The sequence below is a fragment of the Chryseobacterium sp. RU33C genome (assembly GCF_900156015.1).
Taxonomy (GTDB): Bacteria; Bacteroidota; Bacteroidia; order Flavobacteriales; family Weeksellaceae; genus Chryseobacterium; species Chryseobacterium candidae.
Map to the genome: position 1 here is coordinate 1 of NZ_FTMT01000027.1, position 24,121 is coordinate 24,121.

The window sequence follows — 24,121 nt, forward strand, 5'->3', positions numbered from 1 at the left end:
ATTGGTTCAAAGAGGTGGAAGAAGCAGATTTTAAATCTTTTTCTACCTTAAGAAAAACAATAATGAATCATTACAGGGATATTTTAAACTATTTTCATCTAAGAAGCACCAATGCTGCTGCTGAATCCTTCAATGCGAAAATAAAAAACTTCAGAATGCAGCTCCGCGGTGTAAAAGACAAAGCATTCTTCTTATTCAGATTAGCTAAACTTTTTGCCTAGCCCCCAAATTTTGCGCTTGATCCGAAATCAGAATCAGATATCGTTGGAAAGCTGTTGAAATTGAAAATAAAGCCACTAAAGAAGCATCAGAAAAATAAATATCCGAAGTAGGTATTTGCTACTACTCCGGATTTATATATATTTTACTTTGCCTTCTTTAAGAGCCGAAGCGCTCTCTGGACTCTCTTTTTAAAATCATAGTTTAGTAATCGTTCTATCAGGAGAAGGTGATTCTGTTCCCTGCGCCCTTGTTTGACTTTGAGACGGGGATGCTGAAGAGGTAGATCCTGTTCCCGCACCTGCTTGAGGTTGATTTTGGGGATTTGTCATATGACTAAGACTATTTCCCGGTGCCACTGTTTGAGTTTGAGACGGGGATGCTGAAGAGGTCGATCCTGTTCCCGCCACTTTTTGAAATTGATTTTGGGCATCTGTACTCTGAAGAGGCTTTTTCTTCACCTCGTCTATTTGACTTTGAGACAAAGCGGATGCTGGAAGAGCCGAACTTGTTCCCGCACCTGCTTGAAGTTGATTTTGGGAAGATGTCATATGAGGAAGACTATTTCCCGGTGCCACTGTTTGAGTTTGAGACGGGGATGCTGAAGAGGTCGATCCTGTTCCTGCCACTTTTTGAAATTGATTTTGGGCATCTGTACTCTGAAGAGGCTTTTTCTTCACCTCGTCTATTTGACTTTGAGACAGAGCGGATGCTTGAAGAGCCGAACTTGTTCCCACACCTGCTTGAAGTTGATTTTGGGAAGATGTCATATGAGGAAGACTATTTATATTTCCCGAAACCTCTGGTTGACCTTGAGACGGTGATGCTGGAAGAGCCGATCCTGATCCCTGTGCCTTTAAAATTTTCAATTTATCAGTCATTGACATATGATTATTTGGATCATTATTTATCCTAATGTAACTGTCATTGTAAATGTCACTGTCTCTGTCTCTGTAACGTATCGCTGGTTTTTTTTCAATCGGGTTACCAGTAAAATCAATTGTTTTGACAGAGTAGTAATTTTTTATGCTCATATCTACTCCATAACCTTTAATATTATTTTTCTTTAAATCCAGATAGTTAAGGTTTGATAGGTCATCAATATCAGGTAATTCTTTAAAACGGTTGTATCCTAAATCCAAACTTTCGAGTTTTTCAAATTCTCCTATGCCAATAGGAAAATCAGTAAGCTTATTATGTGCAACTTTCAGTTCGGTAAGGTTTGGTAGTTCTCCAATATTAGATAGTTCTGTAAGTTTGTTTTTGGTGAAATCCAAACTTTTGAGTTTTTTACAATTTTCTATGCCACTAGGAATATAAGTAAGCTTATTATGTGCAACTTTCAGTTCGGTAAGGTTTGATAGTTCTCCAATATTAGATAGTTCTTTAAAACGGTTGTGTCCTAAATCCAAACTTTCGAGTTTTTCAAATTCTCCTATGCCACTAGGAAAATCAGTAAGCTTATTATGTGCAACTTTCAGTTCGGTAAGGTTTGGTAGTTTTCCAATATTAGATAGTTCTTTAAGTTTGTTTTTGGTGAAATCCAAACTTTTGAGTTTTTTACAATTTTCTATGCCACTAGGAATATAAGTAAGCTCATTATCTGCAACTTTCAGTTCGGTAAGGTTTGATAGTTCTCCAATATTAGATAGTTCTTTAAAACGGTTGTCTCCTAAATCCAAACTTTCGAGTTTTTCAAATTTTCCTATGCCACTAGGAAGATGAGTAAGCTTATTATGTGCAACTTTCAGTTCGGTAAGGTTTGGTAGTTTTTCACCAGAAAGGTTATCTAAGTTCTTAAGTTGGTTGTTATCTAAATAAAGTATTTTAAGATCTTTTAGGTCGTTTATACTGCTAGGTACATTTTTAAGATTGTTGGTATGTAAATCAAGGTGAGTAAGATTATCAATCTTCAATATTGCAGGCATCACTCTCGATAACTCATCGTTAGTTAAATACAACTCTGACAAATTTAATTGTCTTCCTAAAGATGCGTCTTGATTTAAAGCACTTTGTATTCTTTTTTTAATTTCTGTTAATTTTTTAAAATTCAAATTCATATTTATTTTTTTTATGTTTAAAAAGTATTTTTAAAGTTTTATTGATCTAAAGCATTTTAATATGTTTACTATCTTTAGACAGAACATTTTCTCTCTTCTGATTAAGCAAAGTTCTTGATTAGCTACCACCTTTTGTTTTTGATCAGCAATATCTCATACTTTGTTTGTATGGAATATTACCTCAAATAACATTATTTTTTTAACTGATCAAAGACGGTTTCCACAATATCTTTTACAAAAGCATATTGAATAAAATAATCTCATTATAATAAACTAGTTCTCTGGAATGGATATTTTTAGAGAACTAATTTCTTCTAATTCTTACTGCTTAGGATTTATATGTATCTTTTCTTGGTCTTCGTTGAGAACCAAACCGCTCTCCGGACTCTCTTTTAAAAGCGTGGTCGTTTTGGAGACGAAGGTGAAGAATCTAATTCTTCTTTTATTCCCAGTTTCCCTGTTTGAGGTTGAGACGACGACGGAGATGCTGAAGAGGTCGATCCTTTTCCTGCAGCTGTTAAAAGTTGATTTTGGGTAGATGTCATCTGAAGAAGACTTTTATTTTCCCCCCCCCCTTTTTGACTTTGAGACGGAGGGAATGATGAAAGAGCCGATTCTCTTCCCTGTGACTCTATTTCAGGTTGAGACGGAGATACTGAAGAGGTCAATCCTGTTACTTGTGCCCTTGTTTGAGTTTGGGTAATTGCCATATGATGATCCTTATTCTCTGCTGACCCTGCCTGAGCTTGAGACTGGGATGCTGAAGAGGTCGATCCTGTTCCCGCCACTTTTTGAAATTGATTTTGGGCAGATGTCATCTGAAGGAGCTCACCATTTTTCCCTCCCGCTGTTTGAGTTTGAGTAATAGGCATTTGATGATCCTCTGTTGACCCCGCATGAGGTTGAGGTGGAAGTTGGGCAGATTCAATCGGTAATTCTGATATTGAATTTAGGTTTCGACGTTTGGCATCCACATTCGCCGAATAATCTTCAATGCCACCTTTTGCCAGAGAAATAGATACTTCATGCGGTGTACCATTTCTTTCATCAGTGAGATTTATTGTACCTGTAATGTCTTTAATCGTTCTTTCTGATTTATTTGAAGACGGATTATTACTAAAATCTAATTGTTCCAGATTGTTCGATAATTCTAAGCCTTCAGGTAGGTCCAAAAGCTTGTTGAAACTTACTTCCATTCTTTCGATATTGCTAAATAATTCAAGTTCATCAACTAACATATGATGATTCCTATTCTCTGTTGACTCTGCCTTAGGTTGAGGTGGAAGTTGGGCAGATTCAATCGGTAATTCTGATATTGAATTTAGGTTTCGACGTTTGGCATCCACATTCGCCGAATAATCTTCAATGCCACCTTTTGCCAGAGAAATAGATACTTCATGCGGTGTACCATTTCTTTCATCAGTGAGATTTATTGTACCTGTAATGTCTTTAATCGTTCTTTCTGATTTATTTGAAGACGGATTATTACTAAAATCTAATTGTTCCAGATTGTTCGATAATTCTAAGCCTTCAGGTAGGTCCAAAAGCTTGTTGAAACTTACTTCCATTCTTTCGATATTGCTAAATAATTCAAGTTCATCAACTAACATATGATGATTCCTATTCTCTGTTGACTCTGCCTTAGGTTGAAGTTGAGACGGAGCGGATGCTGGAAGAGCCGATTCTTTTCCCTGTGACTCTGTTTGAGTTTGGGCATCTACCATCTGACGATTCCTATTATTTTCCACCCCCACTACTGGAAGAGCTGATTCTTTTCCCTGTGACTCTGTTTGAGTTTGGGCATCTACCATCTGACGATTCCTATTATTTTCCACCCCCACTATTTGACTTTGAGACAGAGCAGATGCTGGAAGAGCCGAACTTGTTCCCACACCTTCTTGAAGTTGATTTTGGGGAGATGTCATATGAGGAAGACTATTTATATTTCCCGAAACCTCTGGTTGACCTTGAGACGGGGATACTGAAGAGGTCGATCCTGTTCCCGGTGCCACTGTTTGAGGTTGAGACGGGGATGCTGAAGAGGTCGATCCTGTTACCTGTGACTCTGCATGAGGTTGAGTTAGAAGTTGGGCAGATTCAATCGGTAATTTTGATACTGGATATAGCTTTCGCTTGTCATTCAAAACATTATACAAATAACTTCTAATTGTACCGTCTGCCAGAGTACGCGTTACTTCTTTCAGTGTACGATTTCTTAGTTCAATGAGATTAGGGTCGTCATTAATCATTTTCATTAGCTGATTTCTAGCGGGTAGACGATAAAAATTACGCTCTTGAGGAATATCAAAAGGTAACTTACTCAAAAATTCATACACTACATTTTTGGAAAATTTTTCCACGATCTTGTCTCCTTTAGTGATAGTAACGGAACCTAAATCAGGGTTCTCTATCTTACGTCTGATTTCTTCCAAGTCTTTATCATTCGGATACAAAGTCTTTAATGTATTATTAGATTTTTCCTCTATCTTATTTATTGTATCTTTAATGCGTTTAATAGTTTTTTTTGATTCATTTGAAAGCCGTTTATTACTAAAATCTAATCTTCTGAGATTTACCAAATTGTCTAAGGAAAATGTCTCAGGAATATATTGAATAGGATTCCCATCTAGATTCAGTTCGGTAAGGTTTGATAGACGAAAAAATTCCTCAGGTAGGTATTTGAGCTGGTTATCATTTGAAACTAAACGTTCGAGTTTTTCATATTTTGATATGTTTTCAAGAAGTAGAAGTCTATTATTTGAAACATTCAGATCTTTAAGGGTTAATAGATTACCAATCCTTGGAGGTATGAAATAAAGTTTGTTGTGACTTACATCTAATTTTTCGAGATTTTCTAATTTTGAAAAGCCTACTTCAGGAAGTTCTTCAATTTCATTCCTATCTAATTTCAAACTCTTTAATTTTAGGTTACCTATCAAATTAGTTACTTTCGTAAGCTTGTTGTTACTTAAATCAAGTTCCGTAAGACCAGGAATTTTTTCTATTAAGGGCATCGCGTACAATAAATCCCAGGAATTTAAATCCAAGTGTGACAAATCTAAGGTTCTTCCTGAATCTCCTTTTTGCTCTAAAGCATTTTGTATTCTTTCTTTAATTTTTGTTAGTGTTGATTTTGGTTCTTGTTCATCCGTAATCATATGTATTTTTTTTATGTTTAAAAAGTATTTTAACGTTATATTAATCTAAAGCATTTTAATATGTTTACTATCTTTAGACAGAACATTTTCTCTCTTCTGATTAAGCAAACTTTTTGATCAGCTACCAACTTTTGCGTTTGATCACAAATATCTCATACTTTGCTTGTATGGAATATTACTTCAACTAACATTAATTTTTAACTGATCAAGAACGGTTTCCACAATATCTTTTACAATAGCATAGTGAATAAATTAATCTCATTATAATAAACTAGTTCTCTAGAATGGATATTTTAGAGAACTAATTTCTTCTAATTCCTACTACTTAGGATTTATATGTATCTTTTCCTGGTCTTCGTTGAGAACCAAACCGTTCCTTTTAAAGTCGCCGTTGAGGAGTGGATACTGTTCCCTGTTCAACTGTTTGACCTTGAGACGGGGATGCTGAAGAGGTCGATCCTGTTACCTGTGACTCTGCATGAGGTTGGGCATCTACCATCTGACGATTCCTATTATTTTCCACCCCCACTATTTGACTTTGAGACAGAGCAGATGCTGGAAGAGCCGAACTTGTTCCCACACCTTCTTGAAGTTGATTTTGGGGATTTGTCATATGAAGAAGACTATTTCCCGGTGCCACTGTTTGAGATTGAGAGGGGGATGCTGGAAGAGTTGATCCTGTTCCCGGTGCCACTGTTTGAGGTTGAGACGGGGATGCTGAAGAGGTCGATCCTGTTACCTGTGACTCTGCATGAGGTTGGGCATCTACCATCTGACGATTCCTATTATTTTCCACCCCCACTATTTGACTTTGAGACAGAGCAGATGCTGGAAGAGCCGAACTTGTTCCCACACCTTCTTGAAGTTGATTTTGGGGAGATGTCATATGAGGAAGACTATTTATATTTCCCGAAACCTCTGGTTGACCTTGAGACGGGGATACTGAAGAGGTCGATCCTGTTCCCGCCCCTGTTTGAAGTTGAATTTGGGTAGATGTCATATGAAGAAGCCTATTTCCCGGCATCTCTGTTTGAGGTTGAGACGGGGATGCTGAAAGAGCCGATTCTGGTTCCTTTTCCACTGCCTGAACATTTTGGGTATTTGGTATACCTAGAAAATCATTAATAGCATTTTGGTGTTCCGATTCAAAATTTTTGTATTCCTGTCTTATTGATTCTACCTTATCAAGAGGTGCTAGCAACGTCCGAAGTTGTTCCTTTTGGTCAGCGAACTGAAATACTTCATCTCCAAGCAATTCAAAATTGTTAACTATTGTATCAGATCTCTTTCCGTCTCCATCATTCATCATAAAAGTGTTCATAACTTTCTCATAATTATTGATAAGATTATCCCGTGCTATTTCAAGAGGATCCTTTTTTATTAATCCTTTATCAGACAGAAAACGATTGGTCACTTTTTTTAGCTTTTCCTCATCCAAAATACGAATATCATTATCAGTTTGAACCGTAAACATCTCAGTAAAGTCTCTAATTACATCAGGAGTTAACGAGCCTAAACCAAATACTATATTTTCTGACATCGAAGGCAGATTTCTTTCTCCAGTAACATTTACATTATCTTTCCAATTTTGAAATTTCTTTTCAGCATCTTTATACTTGACATTAGGGTCCATATTAAGTGCATTCTCAATTTCCTTTTGAGAATAAACCAAGTTAGCCAGGGCATTTGCCGCTTCTATTCTTTCGACTTTTGGCAGACTTTCCAGTTTACCCGTTTCCTCAATCATGGCCTGCCTTTCTATCATATATTGTTCTTGCGGCGATAATTGATTTACTTCTTGTTTTGACTTTAATAGCTCTGCGATCTTCACACTCATCAAATTTTGTTTAACAGGAGTGGAACAGTCTCCCAGAGAAATAGCTATTTCTGCCTGTTTACTATTTCTTTCTGTAGTTTCTTGACTGCTATCGAGCAGTTGGGATAACAACTTTTTAGTGGTAGGACCATATAACTCCAGGTTAGAAGTAGTATCAACAGGTACCTTACTCAGAAATTCTTTTATTACATTTTTGGAAGACTTTGTCTGGTTGCTATCCCCAATAGTACCAATAGTAGAGGAACCTAAATCAGAAGTCTCTATCTGTCGTACGATATTTGCCCTCTCATCATCATTCGGATACAATTGACTTAATGTATATTCAAATCTATCATTTACCTGCTCTATATTGTTCATAATCATGTCCACATAATTACTTGATCGAGGTGAAAGAAAGTTGTCACTAAAATCTAAGTGTTCGAGATTTCCCAAATTATCTAAGGTTTTAGGAAGATCATAAATCTGATTATTATTAACATTCAGATGGGTAAGGGCTGATAGTTTATCAAATTCGGGAGGTAAGTTGAAAAGCTTGTTGTTAGTTAAACCTAAGCGTTCGAGATTTCCTAAATTTACTAAGGTTTGAGGAAGAAGTTTGATCTCATTATTTCCAGCATTCAGATCAGTAAGGTTTGATAGATTACCAATACCTAGAGGTAAACTATCGAGCTTATTGTAACCTAAATCTAAGCTTTGGAGATTAGATAGTCTACCAATAACGTTTGGTACGCTCGTAAGCCCGTTGTTATTTAAATCTAATCTTTTGAGATTTCCTAAATTTACTAAGGTTTGAGGAAAACGTTGAATCTCATTATTTCCAGCATTCAGATCGGTAAGGTTTGCTAGATTACCAATACCTAGAGGTAATCTATTAAGCTTGTTGTGACCTAAATCTAAGCTTTGGAGATTAGATAGTTGACTAATACTGTTTGGTACGCTCGTAAGCTCGTTGTTACTTAAATCTAAGCTTTGGAGATTTCCTAAATTTACTAAGGTTTGAGGAAAACGTTGAATCTCATTATTTCCAGCATTCAGATCGGTAAGGTTTGCTAGATTACCAATACCTAGAGGTAATCTATTAAGCTTGTTGTGACCTAAATCTAAGCTTTGGAGATTAGATAGTTGACTAATACTGTTTGGTACGCTCGTAAGCTCGTTGTTACTTAAATCTAAGCTTTGGAGATTAGATAGTTGACTAATACTCTTTGGTACTCTCGTAAGCCTGTTTTTACTTAAATTGAGTCCCTTAAGATTAGGGATCTCCAATATATCAGTCATCACTCCCTCTAAAAGACTTGAATCTAGATCTAACCCTGAAAAATCTAAGATTTTTTCCTGCGATTCTATAGTATAATCTATTCTATCGTAAATTTCTCTCATAAGTGCATCCGTAATCATATGTATTTTTTTTATGTTTAAAAAGTATTTTAACGTTATATTAATCTAAAGCATTTTAATATGTTTACTATCTTTAGACAGAACATTTTCTCTCTTCTGATTAAGCAAACTTTTTGATCAGCTACCAACTTTTGCGTTTGATCACAAATATCTCATACTTTGCTTGTATGGAATATTACTTCAACTAACATTAATTTTTAACTGATCAAGAACGGTTTCCACAATATCTTTTACAATAGCATAGTGAATAAATTAATCTCATTATAATAAAGGATCAAACTAATTTTTGAACAGAGATACTGTTAGTAACAATTTAAAAATAACCCGACGGTAAGGAAGGATTTGTTATCACTGAACATCTTTTCACATCTATTTTTGTAGAAAAAGTATTATTCGTTAAATCAGTATCTCCTATTTGGCTACTTGCAACATTAGAAACCAATTTAAAATGATTATTACTTTTGATCTTCTTTCTATAATATTCACCGTTCAAGGTTATAATACCTGAGGATTTAGCAGGAAGTCCAACGACTCCATTTATTTCATTGGTCAAAAAATTTGAAGTTGGCAAATTAGAATTGGTAAAACCGCTGTTGACAGAAAGTGAAGTAATTTTGAATTTGGACAAATCCAATAATGTATTATTTTCATCAATAATCCTTCCATTAAAGTTGATATTACTTAATGCAGCATTTGTATCATTGGTAACCTCAATTTTAAAGCTGACTGAATTCTTTTTCTCATTACATACAAAACTTGAATCTGAAGTGCTATCAACTCTTATGTTACCGGGAGTGGTTAGGATAATATTCCGTATCTCCTGATAATTAAACCCACCACCTGTTGACGCTGAAAATCCCAGTTTAAGATTATTCGGCATAGGATACAACGATGAATTCAGGGTATAAGTTAATACATCTGTAAAATCTGATTGGTTTTCTTTTCTCCATTTAATATTTATAAGATAATCAGAAGCTAACTTTGAGATACTGATCTGAACTCGGCGATAAAAAACACTATCTGAAGGACGACTTGCCGTAATTGTGTTGTAATCTATTTCATTCCTTTTACGTATAGCTTCCTCGGTTCCACTTCTATCTCCTAATTCTTTCCTTACCAAATAAACATTCGAATTACTGTAGAGGCTACTCGTAGGTCCACGAACTACAAATGCATTAGGAATAGGATTAGAACTTCCCCCATTTCTATTTTCTGTAGCGGCTGCATAATTACCATAGGCATCCAATCCTATACCTAAATACCCTCCTGAAAGACCTTTTGTTCCTACTGGATTACTAAAAGTAGCATATCCAAGAGAACCACCAAACCCTCCTAATTTAAAATCAATATCAGTAACTGAGGCATCAAACAAAAATACACAAAATCCATCTGCACCGTTATAATTACCGTCACTCGTATCACGCCATGCCTTATACTCAAAATCTGCTACCACGCCAAGTGTGGTAGGAAATCCCTGCAGTACGTACATATAGCCTTTTTGATTGGCCTTTGCTTCGGTTAATCTAAGCCAACCAGACCCATTAGGATCTGCGCCTGTAGAAGCAGTCAAATAGGCATTATCTCCAATACGTAATCCTGTATTCTCAGAAGTTTTAAAACTATTTGTAATACTAAACTGGCCTGAAAGCCTACCATTCAATAATAAAATAAAGATAATTAGTATTAAATTGTTATATTTAATAAACATATATATTAAAATTCTATTTTACAACAAATACGATATTCATAAAGCTTGTTTCCGAAGCATTACTATTTACTGTATAGTTCAATAAACCATTAGCATCAATACTGACGTTACTAAATAGACTAGTGTCATAATAAGTTATGTAATATTCTAAATCATTCTTTCCCAAAACAGGAATTTTTCCTGAAGCACCAGCACTTGATTTAGCCGGAGAAGTAAACTGATCATAATAAAGTTGATATAAATCCTTGGTTTTTGGTCCTAAAACAGTAGTATCAAAAATAATAGAGGGCATATAAAAAAATTTAGGCATACTAAGTGACAGCCATTTTGATAAAACGCTGTTATAGTAATAAAATCCAGGAGAGTTTATATTACTGGTTTTTAAACTAGGTGTTGTAGGCGTGGTGGTTACATACACTACGGTAGCATTTTGGTCCGTTCCATAATAATTATCTTTTCCAGCTAAAGCATTACCGGTCATTCGAACAGTTAAGAGACCTTCTGCTATATTGGGCGAAGATGATCTTCCCAATTCAAAGGTTGATTTTGGACTAATAGTATTTATACCAACCTGACCATAACATATAACGAAAGAGGCAAAACTGGAAATTAAAGAAAATTTTATTATTTGTATATTCATTTTTAAACAATTATAATAAGTATATTTAAATTAATATATCTTGAAATTAATATAAGAAATCGTTTACTAACTCTTATAAAAACTGGGAAAAGAAATAATTTAATTGATAAGACAAGATTACTTTTTCCCGGAACCTTAAAAAAGTATGAAAAATTTTATTAAATTTGTTATATTTTCAAATCAAGACTATTGATATGTTTTCTCTACTACAAAAAATTTTAAATAAAACCGCGACGAATTAAACACTCAGCTTAATCGAGAAAATTAGGTATATTCTCGATTAAGCAAATCATTTTGAATTTCATAACAATAGAATATGATTTATTAAGACTATTTATTATTTATTTCCAGACTATAGAAAATCCTTTTCCATTTTGTAACCGTATTGCGGCTTAAATTAAAGTGAGCTGCCAGTTGGAGGTTATTGAGGTTATGTCTAACCTGATATTCCAACATAAACACAATACTATCCTTGTCAAAGGATCTCAAATTGCTATTTAGCTTGATACTATTCTGGTCTCTTCCTAGTAAAATATTATTAAGAATAATAACATCAAGAGAGTTTATCTTATTCCTATTTAATATTTCCTGACACTCTTCCATTTTATGGGGATATTTCATTGAAATCATATCCGTATAGATTTTTTTATAATTTGGTAAAGTACTCATTAGTAATATATTGTTTTATAACTTTTTATATAGCTATATATAAAGTTTAATTATTTATTTTTAGTAAAAATGGTAATTGTAATAGTTTTTAGATTTTAACTTGTAACTTAATTATTAAAAATTTTCAAATAGATCTTTAATTATTTTTTACAGAATGTTAAAATCTTAATCTTCTTTAACGGGTCCTCTTTTGGCGATCCATTTATGCAAAGTTGTTTTTGGAATTCCGTACTCTTCGATCACCTGAGCTTTTGTTTTAGTCCCTACACTTATAAGTTCTAATAGAAATTCTTTTACTTCATTTGTATAAATATTTTTACGAAACTTGGGAAGTACCTCACGCCTACCTTCATTTGTTTTTCTATTAATAGTACCTCCCTGAGGTGCATATAAAATCAGGTGTTGGCTATAGATTCTAAAAAAATCATATTCTAAAAGTTTACTCCAAAGCAAAAGATTTTTCGTATCAAGGTGTTCACATTGATACATATTCAAAATATCGTTTTCACTTGCATTAAAAAAATTACAGATTCTGGAAGATTGAATTTCACTATTCAGAACCTCTTTCTCAATTAATTTTCCAATATGGATATCTCTAAAATTCATTTCAGTATATTATATATATTAATAAAATTTCGCTATTACTGACAGTTTTAATATATGATACATACAATAATTGTTTACATTTCCTTGGCTAAAAAAAATAAATAACCGTTTTTGATAAAATCTAATAAAATAATGTTTACTGAGGTATAACCATTCATTACCGTTATCTTCATTTGGTTGTCCCAATAAATTCAGCAACTCCTCTTTGGTTTTACCTAAGAAAAAATCTTGAATGTAACTTTCATCTAAAATGATTAGCTCATTTTTAAAGAAACTTATTTCCATATACAAGTTTTATTTAGAAAGTAAAATTTAAAATATCCTCAAAGAACCATATAACTATTACTACTTTTCATAATTATGAAACTAGAGAACTACAAAAATAAAATCATCGATTAGAGGCAAAATACTATAAAAAGTCATCTAATAACTATATAAATCACAAATAAAATATTTTAAAAACCGGGTATGAGAATATTATAAACTATTAATATACTTCTACAAACCCGGCGCATCACCACTAAAACTATTAGATTTCCAAATAATACTTAAAAAAAATGACTCAAATTATGTATTTCTTCTATCTTGTATGAATAAAAAGTATACTGTCTTCTACACAATGACTTATTTTAAATGCCTATATAAATCTATTGAGTTATACGTTTAACTTCTGTATTAATTTAAGGTATTGCAAAGGTTTTGAATTAACCATTCTTTGAATAATGTTATGAAAGATGGTATTTCTATTTTGAGAACGGTTAATACGATATGAAAATTCATTAAAGTAACTTTCTACATGTTTTTTGCTTGCATGGGTGGGTATTGTTCGGATCCAAGACTTTATCTGGTGGATAATCACGTGTAATTGTTTAAAATTCTTTCCCTGATCCGAAGAGATTTGCTCAATGTTATACTTTTTGCTCAAGGGAAGATATCCTTTCCACTTGTCAGTCACCACTTTAGCTGATTCACTGATGTGCTGCTCAAAAATAGGCGTTAAGGATTTAGCAGAATAATCATCAATACTTTGATGTAAACACGTTTCACTTGATGCTTTTCAGTAAGTTCAACTGCCACAACCGCTTTGGTTTTTTGGGTGTTGTAGCTTCTGCCTTTTTTACCCTCTTCCATTCCTCCTACCACAAATTCATCCACATGAACCAACTCAGACATCGGATATTTCTTACTGCTTTCCATGGCTTTCCTCACCTTATGCATAAATGTCCATGCCGTGGGCTGACGGATGCCATAGCGAAGACCTACCTGAATGCTGGACATCCCTTTACTGCTGTTAACCATTTCAAAAACAATATGAAACGCTTTGCGTAACCCAAATCGAACCCTATGAAATAAGGTCCCTGCTGTGGCACTTTCTACATGATTGCAGCTATAACAATGATACTTATATCCTGATTTTTCACATCCTGAAGTATGACCGCACTTCCTACAAACAAAGCCATCCTGCCATTTCAGGTCAAACAAATACCCAAGACATGAATCGTCATCGGGGAAGACTTCTCCAAAGTTGATAAGGTTTTGACCTTTAAATATTTCCATATAACTCAATTTCAAGCAATAATATACAGAATTTATTTGGATAACTCAAAAAATCTATTAAAGTAAAAATTGATAAAAGAGTTTAATATAAATTATAAAGGGTTTAGTTTGGAGGAAATATTGTCATTTCTACATTAAGTATCAGTTTTTGTATAATGTCACCATTTTCCTCTAAATAAACAACCATAGCTCCATCATAAGCACTATCATTAGATGCACTAGTTTTCATAACTAGAGGTGGCATCACATTATTGGTATCTAATGCAACGCTATTATTAATTGGCTCAGATTGCCGAGGACATTCTATAGTTACTTGAGTTACGACCATACGTGTATTCCAGTTGTCAACTAAATTAGGAATTATCCTTATAGTATTTCCAGACTGCAAATTACCCTTAAGCACTTGGAAACCAACACCATTAGGATTTTTATAATCAGAGCCATTAAAAAACCAAGTTGAGCTTGTGAGATCCTGCCAGACGCCACCTGGAGTAGTAACATTAACATCACCAACTGGAATTCTAAAATAAATTTTTTGTGCCCCACCACTTGGACCAATTTGAGACAAAGGTTTCCAACTAGCCAATCCATTGTCATCAGAAGTAAGAACCTTATCTTTCCCCTGCGTACCGTCTGCTATTTTTATATTACCCGCTACATCCAGTTTCGCTGCCGGATTCACTGTGCCTATCCCCACATCTCCAGAGGATCTAATAGTCATTCTGGCTCCATAATTAGTGGAGTTCCTTGTGTTAAACTGCAACCCTGCATAGCCGTTAGTTGCATCACGATCTATCCCCTCTATAGAAGCTCCGGTTATATCAGTGCTAACACCAGATGGAACGAAATGTATACCTCCAAAGCGATTATTTGTACCATTTGTATTATATAAAACAATACTTCTGTTATCAACTTGTAAACATGGTGCACCACAATTAGAATTTCCAACACTCAAAACGTCGGTGGAAGAGTCTCCTTTGGGATTCAAAACAGATAAAACAGCATTAGGATTGGTTAGTATACCAACTTTACCACCATTAAATATATGGTTTGCAGAATTCTCAGCTTTGTATTCAACATTTGTATTATCATAACCTATGTATCCAAGTCTAGTTGTACCATCTCCCTTGTATATTCCAATATAACCAGCTTCATTTGGTGTACCTCCGTTGATTCGGACAGATCCTGTTGCGTTATTAACTCCTTGAAAGATTAAATCACTGGATGACACCCTTCTTGTTTCTGTAATTGTACCATCTGAGTTATAAATATTAATAGGTGAACCTCCAATAGGCTTCCAGACTCCATTACTAATATTATCAGAAGCAGAAAGGTTAGAAAAATAATAGAATCCAGGATCTACTCTAGTAGATATATTTGTATTATTATTTCCGGTAGGTGTGAATCCACTACCTGTATTGTATACTACCATTCCGTCATAAGCACTTGGAAAAATAAGATCTCCAAGTTTTCCTGTATCAAATGACCATTTTGTCAAGTCTGTTCTTGGAAAAAGTAAACCTTTACCAACTGTATTAGAACCAGATATACTAGTATCAAAATTAGTTGAAGCATCTAAAAAGACATTACTATCACTAAACGCATTCTGAATCTGACCATTTGATAAAACTTGCGCATGTAAGAAGAAAGGCGCAAACACTAATAAAGAAAAAGCACATATATATTTATTATTTTTCATTTTGTTTTTGTTTTTGTTTTTATATTAAAAAAAGCGATACTAAACACCAGAGACCACATACCATTTTGTACCATCAGAATAAAGAGTCATTCCCCTATTCGGCTGGCAAGTAGTATTGTTTATAGGTACATTCACTACAAATGTTGCAGTCCCTGCCACTCCACTCACAGTACTATTATTTCTGTAATATAAAATTTTACCGATCATTGTGTTTGGAGCTGGAAGTTGAATATTATGAATACCAGTATTATTATCTAAAATAATTGTTTCATTCCCTGTGTATGTGGGATTGGTTTGATTGACACTTAGTAGAACATTGGCATTGTAAGACATCTTATTCCAAATAAGACCGTCAAAATAATAATAACCGGCATCGGTAATATTCTTTGTCTTTGGGGTTGCAACTGCAACTGGTGCAGTTGCATAAATAATTGCTCCGATCTGATTTGTTCCAAACTGATTATCAGCACTACTAATCTGGTTACCAGTAAGACGTGGGGCAATTAGACCTTCAGGTTTGGAACCGTCTGTTGTTTTTGCTTTAACTTCTAGAGTAGCCTCAGGTGATGTGGTATTGATTCCGACTTGCGAAAAAACATACTCACACGACAAAAATAATGTCGAAATAAAAATAATTTTTTTTACCATTTTTTTGGAATTAATTTTTGTTTTTTGAAAAATTTTAAAATTTATATTATTAATTTTCTATTTAAAATGAGTTAGATATATTTAAATTATAAGGATCAATTTGAAATTTTTTGTTGTATTTATAACTCAGAAATAGATAAGCTATTGAATTTACTCAAATCGGATATAATATTTTGGCCAAGTGTGTGGAAGTATGTTGTCTGTATTTTGTCTCCTGCTATTGCATTAACAACCGCAGAGATATTACCTCCATAATAGTAAGCAGCAGTAACTTGAGAAGCATGTTCAATTGTTGCTGTAATTTTAACACCATTCTTTCGTATCTGAGTTTCAAAAAAATTATTGTTCGAAGCTATTGCTGATGGTACAAGAGAAACATTTACTAAATAATTCCCAGTTCTAGGAACGGTAAAAACTCCTGTAGTAGGATCAAAATTGTTATTTGTATCTATCGATTCTGTCCAATTAAAAACAGGAGAAGCAAAAGCAAAATTTATAAAAGTAAAAGAATTGCTGGGCAAATTTGCTATAACAACAGATTTTTGAATATCTGATTCAATACTATTCCAATCTGTTCCGTTACTATACTGTAATTCTCCTCCGGAAGATGTAACATATCTCAATGAACCAGCTCCTGCATCAGATGAACTAAAAGATGTTTGCCCAATTCCTATAGAACCCTCTCCAGGTGAAGAATCTCCAGGTAAAGAGCGTACATCTATTTTTGTAATAGGAGAAGAATTACCTATTCCCACTTTTCCGTTTCCAGTAAAAGTAAGGTTATTAGTTGTAATATCAACAACTCTATCACTACTAAGTATTCCATCAAAATTATAAATATTACTTACTGAATTGTCAATTCGTTGCCATATACTACCATCAAAATAGTAAAGACCTACAGCTGTGATATTAGCTGTTTTAGCAGAGGCGCTTGTAACAGGAGAAGTTGCATAGACAATACAACCTTTTTGTGGAATATCATGCTCGATATCACCAGATTTAATTTGATCACCCGTAAGACGCGGCACTATAATACCTTCAGCTTTACTACCATGGCTACTTGGTAAAATATCTAACGTCGCTTTAGGCGATTGAATATTAATCCCCACTTGCGAGAAAGTAAATTGATAAAGAAAAATTACTAATATATATGTAAATCTCATTAGATAATTATTAATTTAACATTCAAAAAAATAAATTACAATTCTGTTATTGATAAGGTATTAAAATCGGCTGTGTGATTTAATCTGTTGGTCCCTAAATCATGAAAATAATTAATATTAACAGTATCACCAGAATTTAAATGCACAATACCTGAGATAGTAGCCCCACAATAAAGATTACCAGCCACTGAAGATTTTATTCCAGCATTAATTGATGTACCATTCACTACTATCTCTACTTGAAAACTACCAGGAATATTTAAAGTGGCTACAGGCAAAAGCGCAACACTTACTACATAGTTACCATCTCTAGGACACGTAAAAACACCTGTAGTAGGATTAAAATTATTGTTTACATCTACTGATTCAATCCATCCAGTTACTTTTTTAGAAACTCCTCCGTTCTCAAAATTAAAAGTATTATTCTGCAAATTTGCTACAATCATTGATTTCTGAATTATAGATTTAAGAGTATTCCACTTTACTCCATTGCTATACTCCAACTTACCACCTCCAGATGAGTTATATCTTATTGCACCAGCACCTGCAGTGTCTGCTGTAGTAGTAGTTTCTCCTATTGCTATAGCACCTTCTCCTGGCGAAGAATTACCTGGTAATTTACGAGTATCTAGTTTCATTTTTGGAGTAGAATTACCTACTCCAATTTTACCACTGCCAGTAAATACCAAATTATTATTGCCCATATTAACATTTCTATTTGTAGTAATTGTTCCATCAGAATTATATAAATTACTGTTTATTTTTCTCCATGTAGTTCCATCGAAGTAATAATATCCAACATCTGTAATATTAGCCGTTTTCGCATCTGCCGTTGTAACTGGTAATGTCGCATAAATAATAGCTCCTGTTTGCGCAGTGCCATATTGTGAATTTCCAGCCTTAATTTGATCTCCGGTAAGACGGGGAGCGATTAGACCTTCTGCTCTACTTCCATCTGTTTTATTCGCTGCAATATCTAATGTTGCTTTAGGAAACTGAGTATTGATACCTACTTGAGAGAAAGCAGATTGTGATAAAAAGAATAATAAAAAAAATAATATGATTTTTTTTTTCATTTTAATTGAATTATAAGATTAATTTTTAGACTTACATTTAGAAAGTCATTTTATAAATGCAAGTTTGTTGTTTTATGGTTTCCAACATATGTATAGTTGTAGTTAAAAAAGACATTAATCTTCAATAAATCTAATATCAATTTGTTATTATATTGAAAATAATTATTCTAATTAGCCTAAACGAAATATCAACCTTGATCCGGATATAAATAATAAATACACTTTGAGTGTCAGGCAGTACTCTCTAAGAATAGTAATTTTATTTATCATTGTATTAGAAAGAACATCCAGAAAAATTTACTTTAAAAATAAATGTTGTTACGAGTTATTTATCGCTTTGCATTTGCGGCGATTAAACGCACTGTATAAACTTTAGCGTGTTTAGAATTTTGCCGTTTGTATGGTTTCCATTTTCTAAGCACCAATAATGATAAATTATATTGGCAATATAAATATTTTAAAATTTTGCATAAGACAAAACATAATAAAAAAAGATAATGGTTTTCAAAAATAAATCTTATTGTTAATAATTAAATGTGCAAATCTTCATGAAAATTGTATTACACAGTTTGTATTTACGGTAAAGACTTATATTAATATATTTGTTAATAATTATTATACATAAATCAATAATTTTTGTAACCATTATCTAAGAATTTTTTATCTTAATCTTACAATTTATATACGAATAATTCAGAAATCTTACGTGTAATATGAATTTTATTTATTGTATCACTATTTATATGCCAAGTACCATAAGTTCTAAAGGACAATCGGATTTGATCACCAACATTAAGATGTACCATTGTTTCCGGAGTTGCATCATAACTAACAATACCGCCATTAATATAAATCCCTGCAGTGACAATTTTACTATCAGATGCAATCGTAACAAAACTACTTGCTCCATTAGGTTTTAAATCAATATATCCTTGAAAAATACCACTAGATCCATTAAATGGAGTAGCCCCTGGCTGATTAACAAGTCTAATTAATGATTTTATATAATATACACCTTCTGTTAGGACTGTCATAATACCGGTTGCAGGATCATATACATTATTTGGATCTGAAAGTTCGTTTAATTTTAGAGGAGTCTGAACATTATTAATCCAACCAGCATCAGCAGCCCAAAAAAAATCATCACCTCCACCACTATACAAATATGGGGTTGAAAAAGAATCAACACCACTGGCAAACATAGGATTCTTCCATTGGGCCAATCCATTGGCATCAGAAGTAAGAACCTTATCTTTCCCCTGCGTACCATCTGCAATTTTTATATTACCCGCTATATCAAGTTTCGCTGCCGGATTCGCTGTGCCTATCCCCACATCTCCAGAGGATTTAATAGTCAATCTGGTTCCATAATCCGTGGAGTTCCTTGTGTTAAACTGCAACCCTGCATAGCCGTTAGTTTGATCACGATCTATACCCTCTATAGAAGCCCCGGTTATACCAGTGCTAACACCAGATGGAACGAAATGTATACCTCCAAAGCGATGATTGGTTCCATTTCTATTATATAGAACAATACTTCTGTTATCAACCTGTAAACATGGTGCACCGCAATTAGAATTCCCAACACTCAAAACGTCGGTGGAAGAACCTCCATTGGGATTCACAACAGATAATGTAGATTGAGGGGATGTAGTATTGATTCCGACTTGCGAGGAAAAATACTGAAACGACATTGATAACATCGAAATAAAAATAATCTTGGATTTCATAAAATAAATTTTGTGTTTATAATTATAATTTAAAGCAACTAGTATTTTCAAATTTTGAAAAAAATTGATTTATTTTAAAAGTAGAATTTTTATCAAAAAGAAATATAGGCAATGAATAAGTTTTACGTTTCTGTTTGTGCACAACTTTAAAATAGAAATATTTCATCACGAAAAGATTCTGAAAATAAATTCTTAAAATGTCTTCATAAGCAAACTCATATTTTTCATAAAAACCTTTCCAAAAAAAACTAAGAAAAACAGATTGGGATAAATAAGTAATACCTAATCCTGTAATATCTAAATATATAATCTTAATACGAAATAAAATCACATATAAAAGTAGAAACAAAACAGTGCCTATAAATGTAATAGAAAATATGAAAAAAATAGAGTTAAATAAGTTTTTGAATATAATAATGATAATGAAAATTAGGAAAATGAAAATCCATATAAATGATAAAATTTCAAAGTAAAGAATTGCTTTTTTTTTGTTATTTAAATACATATTTTAATTTTTAATATTATAATTAAAAAATTTTATTTCACATGCCTATATATAAATTGGCAAAATACCCCTTGATGTATAATTATTTACAAGACTATCTGAAGTAAATTGAAATTTTAATAATTGTTGTTCTTTTATGAACCTGCTAAACATAATAATTTAGCAGGCCATAAAAAACATCATCGTGATTTTAGAATCATTTCTAAATTTTAAAAACAATATATAGACTAGGAGAATTTAAACTAGTAAATACTAAATAAAAAATATTCTGTGAATCAAAACAATGTAACATTTACTTTGAAAAGTGAAGTATTAGAGTGTTACAATCTAAAAATAAAACACTTTATTTGCTGTCATTCACAATATTCACAATAACATCGGTTATATCTCTTCCTTTGTTGTAGTAGCCTAAAGATCTTTCAACATCTTCCAAATACCAAATAGTCTCTATCTTGTTTTTGGAAGCATAAGAAGATATTACTTTATTTATTTTAAGTATAAGAGGTTCCAAGGTCTGCCTGTAATTCTCATCAACAATTTTTTGGAATGATTTTTTACGATTCTCCAGAAGTCTGTTTTCATCTATAAGTAAAGCAACCTGATCTGCATCTGCCATTTTCATTCTTTTTTGCACCATTTCTACTGTTTCGCCATCTTTCGGTATATAAGGAGCAGCAAGTTTTTGATATTTTTTATTAATCTCAAGTCCCGCAATTTCTATTTGCTTACTGTATTCACTTTTTAGACTGTCAATCTTTTTTACTTTAGCTTCATAACCTTTTATCTGGCTGGCAAGTTTACTACGAAATATAAAAGCTGTATTTTGAGCAGACAGAGATATAAAAACTGAACCTAAAAAAATAATTGATAAAATTTTAGACATTGTTGCGTAATTTTTGTTTTAACAAATTTATTTGTTCACCTAGAATATTAGTGTAAAGCTTTAGTTTAATATTCTTTTAAGATCAAATGTTCCTTTCCATTGAGCACAATAAACAGAACTCTTTGCACTTAATACATGAGTTGAAGTGTCTAAATTAAAAGTAATAGTTATTTCATTTCCTAAGCTTGGGTCAGAAGTAATGGATAAAGTGTTTGTATTATCTCCGGTAATTGTATAATTTGATACAGAAAACTGACTATCATCTAAAGCAAGAGAAGTTGTTATATAATCTTTCAAAACAGTCATTCTTCCGCCCACACCTCTAATTAAAATTTTACCCGATAACACTGGCGAATTACCAGTACACCCACGTCTTACTTGAAATGTCAGTTCATAAATGGCAGAATCATAAGGATTAAAAAACACATTATTTGAAATAGTATATGAAGCATTATTCAACACCTCTGCAGTAAATACACCCATAAACCCTCCACTAAAAATTGGCAACCATACTCCTCCGTTAAAATAATAATACCCAGCACGCTTAACTTCGATAGTTTGCCCGGCTGGAGCAGGATCCGGTACGGTTACACAAACTATCGCTCCATATTCAGATCCTGTATATGTTTTCGCCCTTAACTGTTCTCCGGTAATACGTGGTGGTATTATTCCATCTAATTTGGAAGCATTAGTGGGATCTCCTACAACATCTAAAGTAGCTTTAGGAGACTGTGTATTAACACCAACTTGAGAATAAACACAAAATGAAAAGAACAATAAGCCTGACGTAAGTGTAATTTTTTTTCTCATAATTATTTTTTTTTAAAATAACGGATTTGACTTCAAAAATTTTGTTATACTATATATTAGTCAATAATAGACTAATATTATAACTAATTGACTTATAATGTGTTTATTTTTTTTTATTTTTTTTAAAAGACAATGATTTGTTTGGCGAAAATATGTACTGTTAATAGGGAAAATACTACGTTTTTAAATCAATATTAGGTGAGTAAAAATCTGATTTTAAAAATATTACGAATATTATTTTTTTTTATCAAAAAAAATAATATCTTTGCATCATTAGTCTATTATTGACTAATAATTTACATTATTTTTGAGTAAATTTAACAAATACTTAAAATTAAAAACAATGATTTTTACATTTTCCCTTTTGCAAGAGAAAACTGATCGATCTTTAAAAAAGATAAGTTTATCAATTACCCAAAAAAATGAAGTTTTACATTTCAAAACACCATTATCAATAGAAGAAAGTGATTGGGACTATGAAAAACAGCGCCCCAAAAACATATACTGTAAAAAATATAAAGAGCTTAATTACATCCTTAATTCGATAAAAGTCAGAATCTCTCAACTCATTAAAGAAGGAAGCAAAAAAAAAATAAATACCGAGATCAAAAAAATCACTTCTTACAAAAGCCAGAGCTACTCAGAAGGATCACTTCTTTCAATGATTTCTCTATATATAGTAGAAAAACAACATACAATACAACTAACTACTTACAGAAGATATATGGTATTCATGCGCTTAATTGAGAAATTTGAAGGATTTCTTGCCCGCAGGATTTATATCCACGAAATTAATTCCGAACTTATTAGATCGTTTAACAATTTTGCAAAAGCAGAACTTTACTGTGAAAGTACAATATCCAGAACGTGCCAATTTCTAAAGACCATATTGCATTTCGCAGAAAGAAAAGGCCTTAAAACAGAGATCAGAAACATTGATCTTCCCAAAGTAAAAACTCCAAAAAAAATAATAATTCTAAATGAACAGGAAATTCTTAAAATCAAAAACACAATTGTACCACCGGAACTTGAAGACTCAAAAAACTGGCTATTAATAAGCTGTTATACAGGACAAAGGGTATCTGATTTTATGAGATTCAACGAGAAACAACTTATAGAAATCAATGGAAAAACGTGCATTTCTTTTACACAACGTAAAACTCATAAAGAAATTATACTTCCGCTACATCAAACCGTTTTAAACGTCATTAAAAAATATGGCAATTCTTTTCCAAAACCTATTGAAATAGGAATTTACAATGATAACATAAAAAAAATCGCAGCATTGGCAGGAATTGAAAGCAAAGTAGAAGTAAAGAAGAGGATAGGATATAGAAGTGAAGACATACAAACTGAAAAGTGGAAGATCATAAGTAGTCACATAGGAAGACGTAGCTTCGCATCCAATTTTTATGGCAGAATACCCACTTCACTTCTTATACAGGCCACAGGCCACAGCTCAGAGAGAATGTTTTTAAATTATGTAAATCCGTTAAATCATGAAAGAATCACAACACTCGGAAATTATTTCGATAAAATGTATATTGAGAGAAGTTAGATTTTATTTCTTTTGTTAAAAATTATTTGAATATCCGTTATTTATCATCAGTCTTTTTTAACGTTAAGGGTGAGCAAAGATTCGTTTACCTGTTGCCCGCTTTTATTTTCAAAAGCGGGAGTTATACTTAACAAAGAAAACAAAGATTTATTTAGTGCCAAGTCCCTTTTTATTTTGAGTTCTCTTAATATTTTAAG

At 32.8% G+C, this 24,121-nt stretch carries 16 protein-coding genes and 1 pseudogene; 2 read left to right on the forward strand and 15 right to left on the reverse strand.

The genetic code is table 11. The features are described 5' to 3' along the window. Positions 1-221, forward strand: a 221-nt coding sequence (locus BW946_RS18635) for a transposase (protein ID WP_139326039.1), incomplete at its 5' end; no start/stop codon positions are given. 195 nt (positions 222-416) lie between these two features. Here the strand turns inward: BW946_RS18635 and BW946_RS18640 are convergent. The 15 genes and pseudogenes from BW946_RS18640 to BW946_RS21720 all read right to left on the reverse strand — a co-directional run bounded on the left by BW946_RS18640 (position 417) and on the right by BW946_RS21720 (position 22,366). Continuing rightward, positions 417-2,279 (reverse strand): leucine-rich repeat domain-containing protein, encoded by a 1,863-nt coding sequence (locus BW946_RS18640; protein WP_076597597.1) that lies wholly within the window; start codon positions 2,277-2,279, stop codon positions 417-419. Between the two features lie 392 nt (positions 2,280-2,671). Beyond that, a complete protein-coding gene (locus BW946_RS18645; RefSeq protein ID WP_076597598.1) occupies positions 2,672-5,437 on the reverse strand; it encodes a hypothetical protein in 2,766 nt (921 codons plus the stop codon). Positions 5,438-5,816: 379 nt separating this feature from the next. Continuing rightward, the gene (locus BW946_RS18650) at positions 5,817-8,672 is read right to left on the reverse strand and encodes a leucine-rich repeat domain-containing protein (RefSeq protein ID WP_076597599.1); all 2,856 of its coding nucleotides are present in this window, start codon (positions 8,670-8,672) and stop codon (positions 5,817-5,819) included. Between the two features lie 313 nt (positions 8,673-8,985). After that, positions 8,986-10,380 carry an L-type lectin family protein gene (locus BW946_RS18655; RefSeq protein WP_076597600.1) on the reverse strand — a complete coding sequence of 465 codons (1,395 nt, stop codon included), beginning with the start codon at positions 10,378-10,380 and terminating at the stop codon, positions 8,986-8,988. A 13-nt stretch (positions 10,381-10,393) separates the two neighbouring features. Next, positions 10,394-11,020 (reverse strand): hypothetical protein, encoded by a 627-nt coding sequence (locus BW946_RS18660; RefSeq protein ID WP_139326040.1) that lies wholly within the window; start codon positions 11,018-11,020, stop codon positions 10,394-10,396. Positions 11,021-11,854: 834 nt separating this feature from the next. Beyond that, positions 11,855-12,295 (reverse strand): transposase, encoded by a 441-nt coding sequence (locus tag BW946_RS18670; protein ID WP_076597603.1) that lies wholly within the window; start codon positions 12,293-12,295, stop codon positions 11,855-11,857. Positions 12,296-12,313: 18 nt separating this feature from the next. Continuing rightward, complete coding sequence (locus BW946_RS18675) at positions 12,314-12,580, reverse strand: hypothetical protein (RefSeq protein ID WP_076597604.1); 267 nt, start codon at positions 12,578-12,580, stop codon at positions 12,314-12,316. A 370-nt stretch (positions 12,581-12,950) separates the two neighbouring features. Continuing rightward, positions 12,951-13,852 (reverse strand): annotated as a pseudogene (locus BW946_RS18680) (IS1595 family transposase). 103 nt (positions 13,853-13,955) lie between these two features. Beyond that, complete coding sequence (locus BW946_RS18685; RefSeq protein ID WP_076597605.1) at positions 13,956-15,551, reverse strand: hypothetical protein; 1,596 nt, start codon at positions 15,549-15,551, stop codon at positions 13,956-13,958. A gap of 39 nt (positions 15,552-15,590) precedes the next feature. After that, positions 15,591-16,199: a hypothetical protein gene (locus BW946_RS18690; protein ID WP_076597606.1), complete on the reverse strand. Its 609-nt coding sequence runs from the start codon at positions 16,197-16,199 to the stop codon at positions 15,591-15,593. 119 nt (positions 16,200-16,318) lie between these two features. Then, entirely contained in the window at positions 16,319-17,362 is a 1,044-nt protein-coding gene (locus tag BW946_RS18695; RefSeq protein ID WP_076597607.1) for a hypothetical protein, read from the reverse strand. Positions 17,363-17,397: 35 nt separating this feature from the next. Continuing rightward, positions 17,398-18,438: a C1q-like domain-containing protein gene (locus tag BW946_RS18700; protein WP_076597608.1), complete on the reverse strand. Its 1,041-nt coding sequence runs from the start codon at positions 18,436-18,438 to the stop codon at positions 17,398-17,400. Between the two features lie 671 nt (positions 18,439-19,109). Then, positions 19,110-20,168 (reverse strand): hypothetical protein, encoded by a 1,059-nt coding sequence (locus BW946_RS18705; RefSeq protein WP_139326041.1) that lies wholly within the window; start codon positions 20,166-20,168, stop codon positions 19,110-19,112. Positions 20,169-21,016: 848 nt separating this feature from the next. Further along, complete coding sequence (locus BW946_RS18715) at positions 21,017-21,556, reverse strand: OmpH family outer membrane protein (RefSeq protein WP_076597611.1); 540 nt, start codon at positions 21,554-21,556, stop codon at positions 21,017-21,019. Positions 21,557-21,616: 60 nt separating this feature from the next. Continuing rightward, a complete protein-coding gene (locus BW946_RS21720) occupies positions 21,617-22,366 on the reverse strand; it encodes a hypothetical protein (protein WP_076597612.1) in 750 nt (249 codons plus the stop codon). A 343-nt stretch (positions 22,367-22,709) separates the two neighbouring features. On the opposite strand from BW946_RS21720, the gene BW946_RS18725 reads away from it, so the two are divergent. Then, positions 22,710-23,924 (forward strand): tyrosine-type recombinase/integrase, encoded by a 1,215-nt coding sequence (locus BW946_RS18725; protein ID WP_076597613.1) that lies wholly within the window; start codon positions 22,710-22,712, stop codon positions 23,922-23,924. Positions 23,925-24,121 lie beyond the last annotated feature (197 nt).

Excerpts from the sequence above, each read along its gene's own strand:
- BW946_RS18640 (WP_076597597.1), bottom strand. The coding sequence starts at position 2,279 with ATGAATTTGAATTTTAAAAAATTAACAGAAATTAAAAAAAGAATACAA.
- BW946_RS18645 (WP_076597598.1), bottom strand. The coding sequence starts at position 5,437 with ATGATTACGGATGAACAAGAACCAAAATCAACACTAACAAAAATTAAA.
- BW946_RS18650 (WP_076597599.1), bottom strand. The coding sequence starts at position 8,672 with ATGATTACGGATGCACTTATGAGAGAAATTTACGATAGAATAGATTAT.
- BW946_RS18655 (WP_076597600.1), bottom strand. The coding sequence starts at position 10,380 with ATGTTTATTAAATATAACAATTTAATACTAATTATCTTTATTTTATTA.
- BW946_RS18660 (WP_139326040.1), bottom strand. The coding sequence starts at position 11,020 with ATGAATATACAAATAATAAAATTTTCTTTAATTTCCAGTTTTGCCTCT.
- BW946_RS18670 (WP_076597603.1), bottom strand. The coding sequence starts at position 12,295 with ATGAATTTTAGAGATATCCATATTGGAAAATTAATTGAGAAAGAGGTT.
- BW946_RS18675 (WP_076597604.1), bottom strand. The coding sequence starts at position 12,580 with ATGGAAATAAGTTTCTTTAAAAATGAGCTAATCATTTTAGATGAAAGT.
- BW946_RS18685 (WP_076597605.1), bottom strand. The coding sequence starts at position 15,551 with ATGAAAAATAATAAATATATATGTGCTTTTTCTTTATTAGTGTTTGCG.
- BW946_RS18690 (WP_076597606.1), bottom strand. The coding sequence starts at position 16,199 with ATGGTAAAAAAAATTATTTTTATTTCGACATTATTTTTGTCGTGTGAG.
- BW946_RS18695 (WP_076597607.1), bottom strand. The coding sequence starts at position 17,362 with ATGAGATTTACATATATATTAGTAATTTTTCTTTATCAATTTACTTTC.
- BW946_RS18700 (WP_076597608.1), bottom strand. The coding sequence starts at position 18,438 with ATGAAAAAAAAAATCATATTATTTTTTTTATTATTCTTTTTATCACAA.
- BW946_RS18705 (WP_139326041.1), bottom strand. The coding sequence starts at position 20,168 with ATGAAATCCAAGATTATTTTTATTTCGATGTTATCAATGTCGTTTCAG.
- BW946_RS18715 (WP_076597611.1), bottom strand. The coding sequence starts at position 21,556 with ATGTCTAAAATTTTATCAATTATTTTTTTAGGTTCAGTTTTTATATCT.
- BW946_RS21720 (WP_076597612.1), bottom strand. The coding sequence starts at position 22,366 with ATGAGAAAAAAAATTACACTTACGTCAGGCTTATTGTTCTTTTCATTT.
- BW946_RS18725 (WP_076597613.1), top strand. The coding sequence starts at position 22,710 with ATGATTTTTACATTTTCCCTTTTGCAAGAGAAAACTGATCGATCTTTA.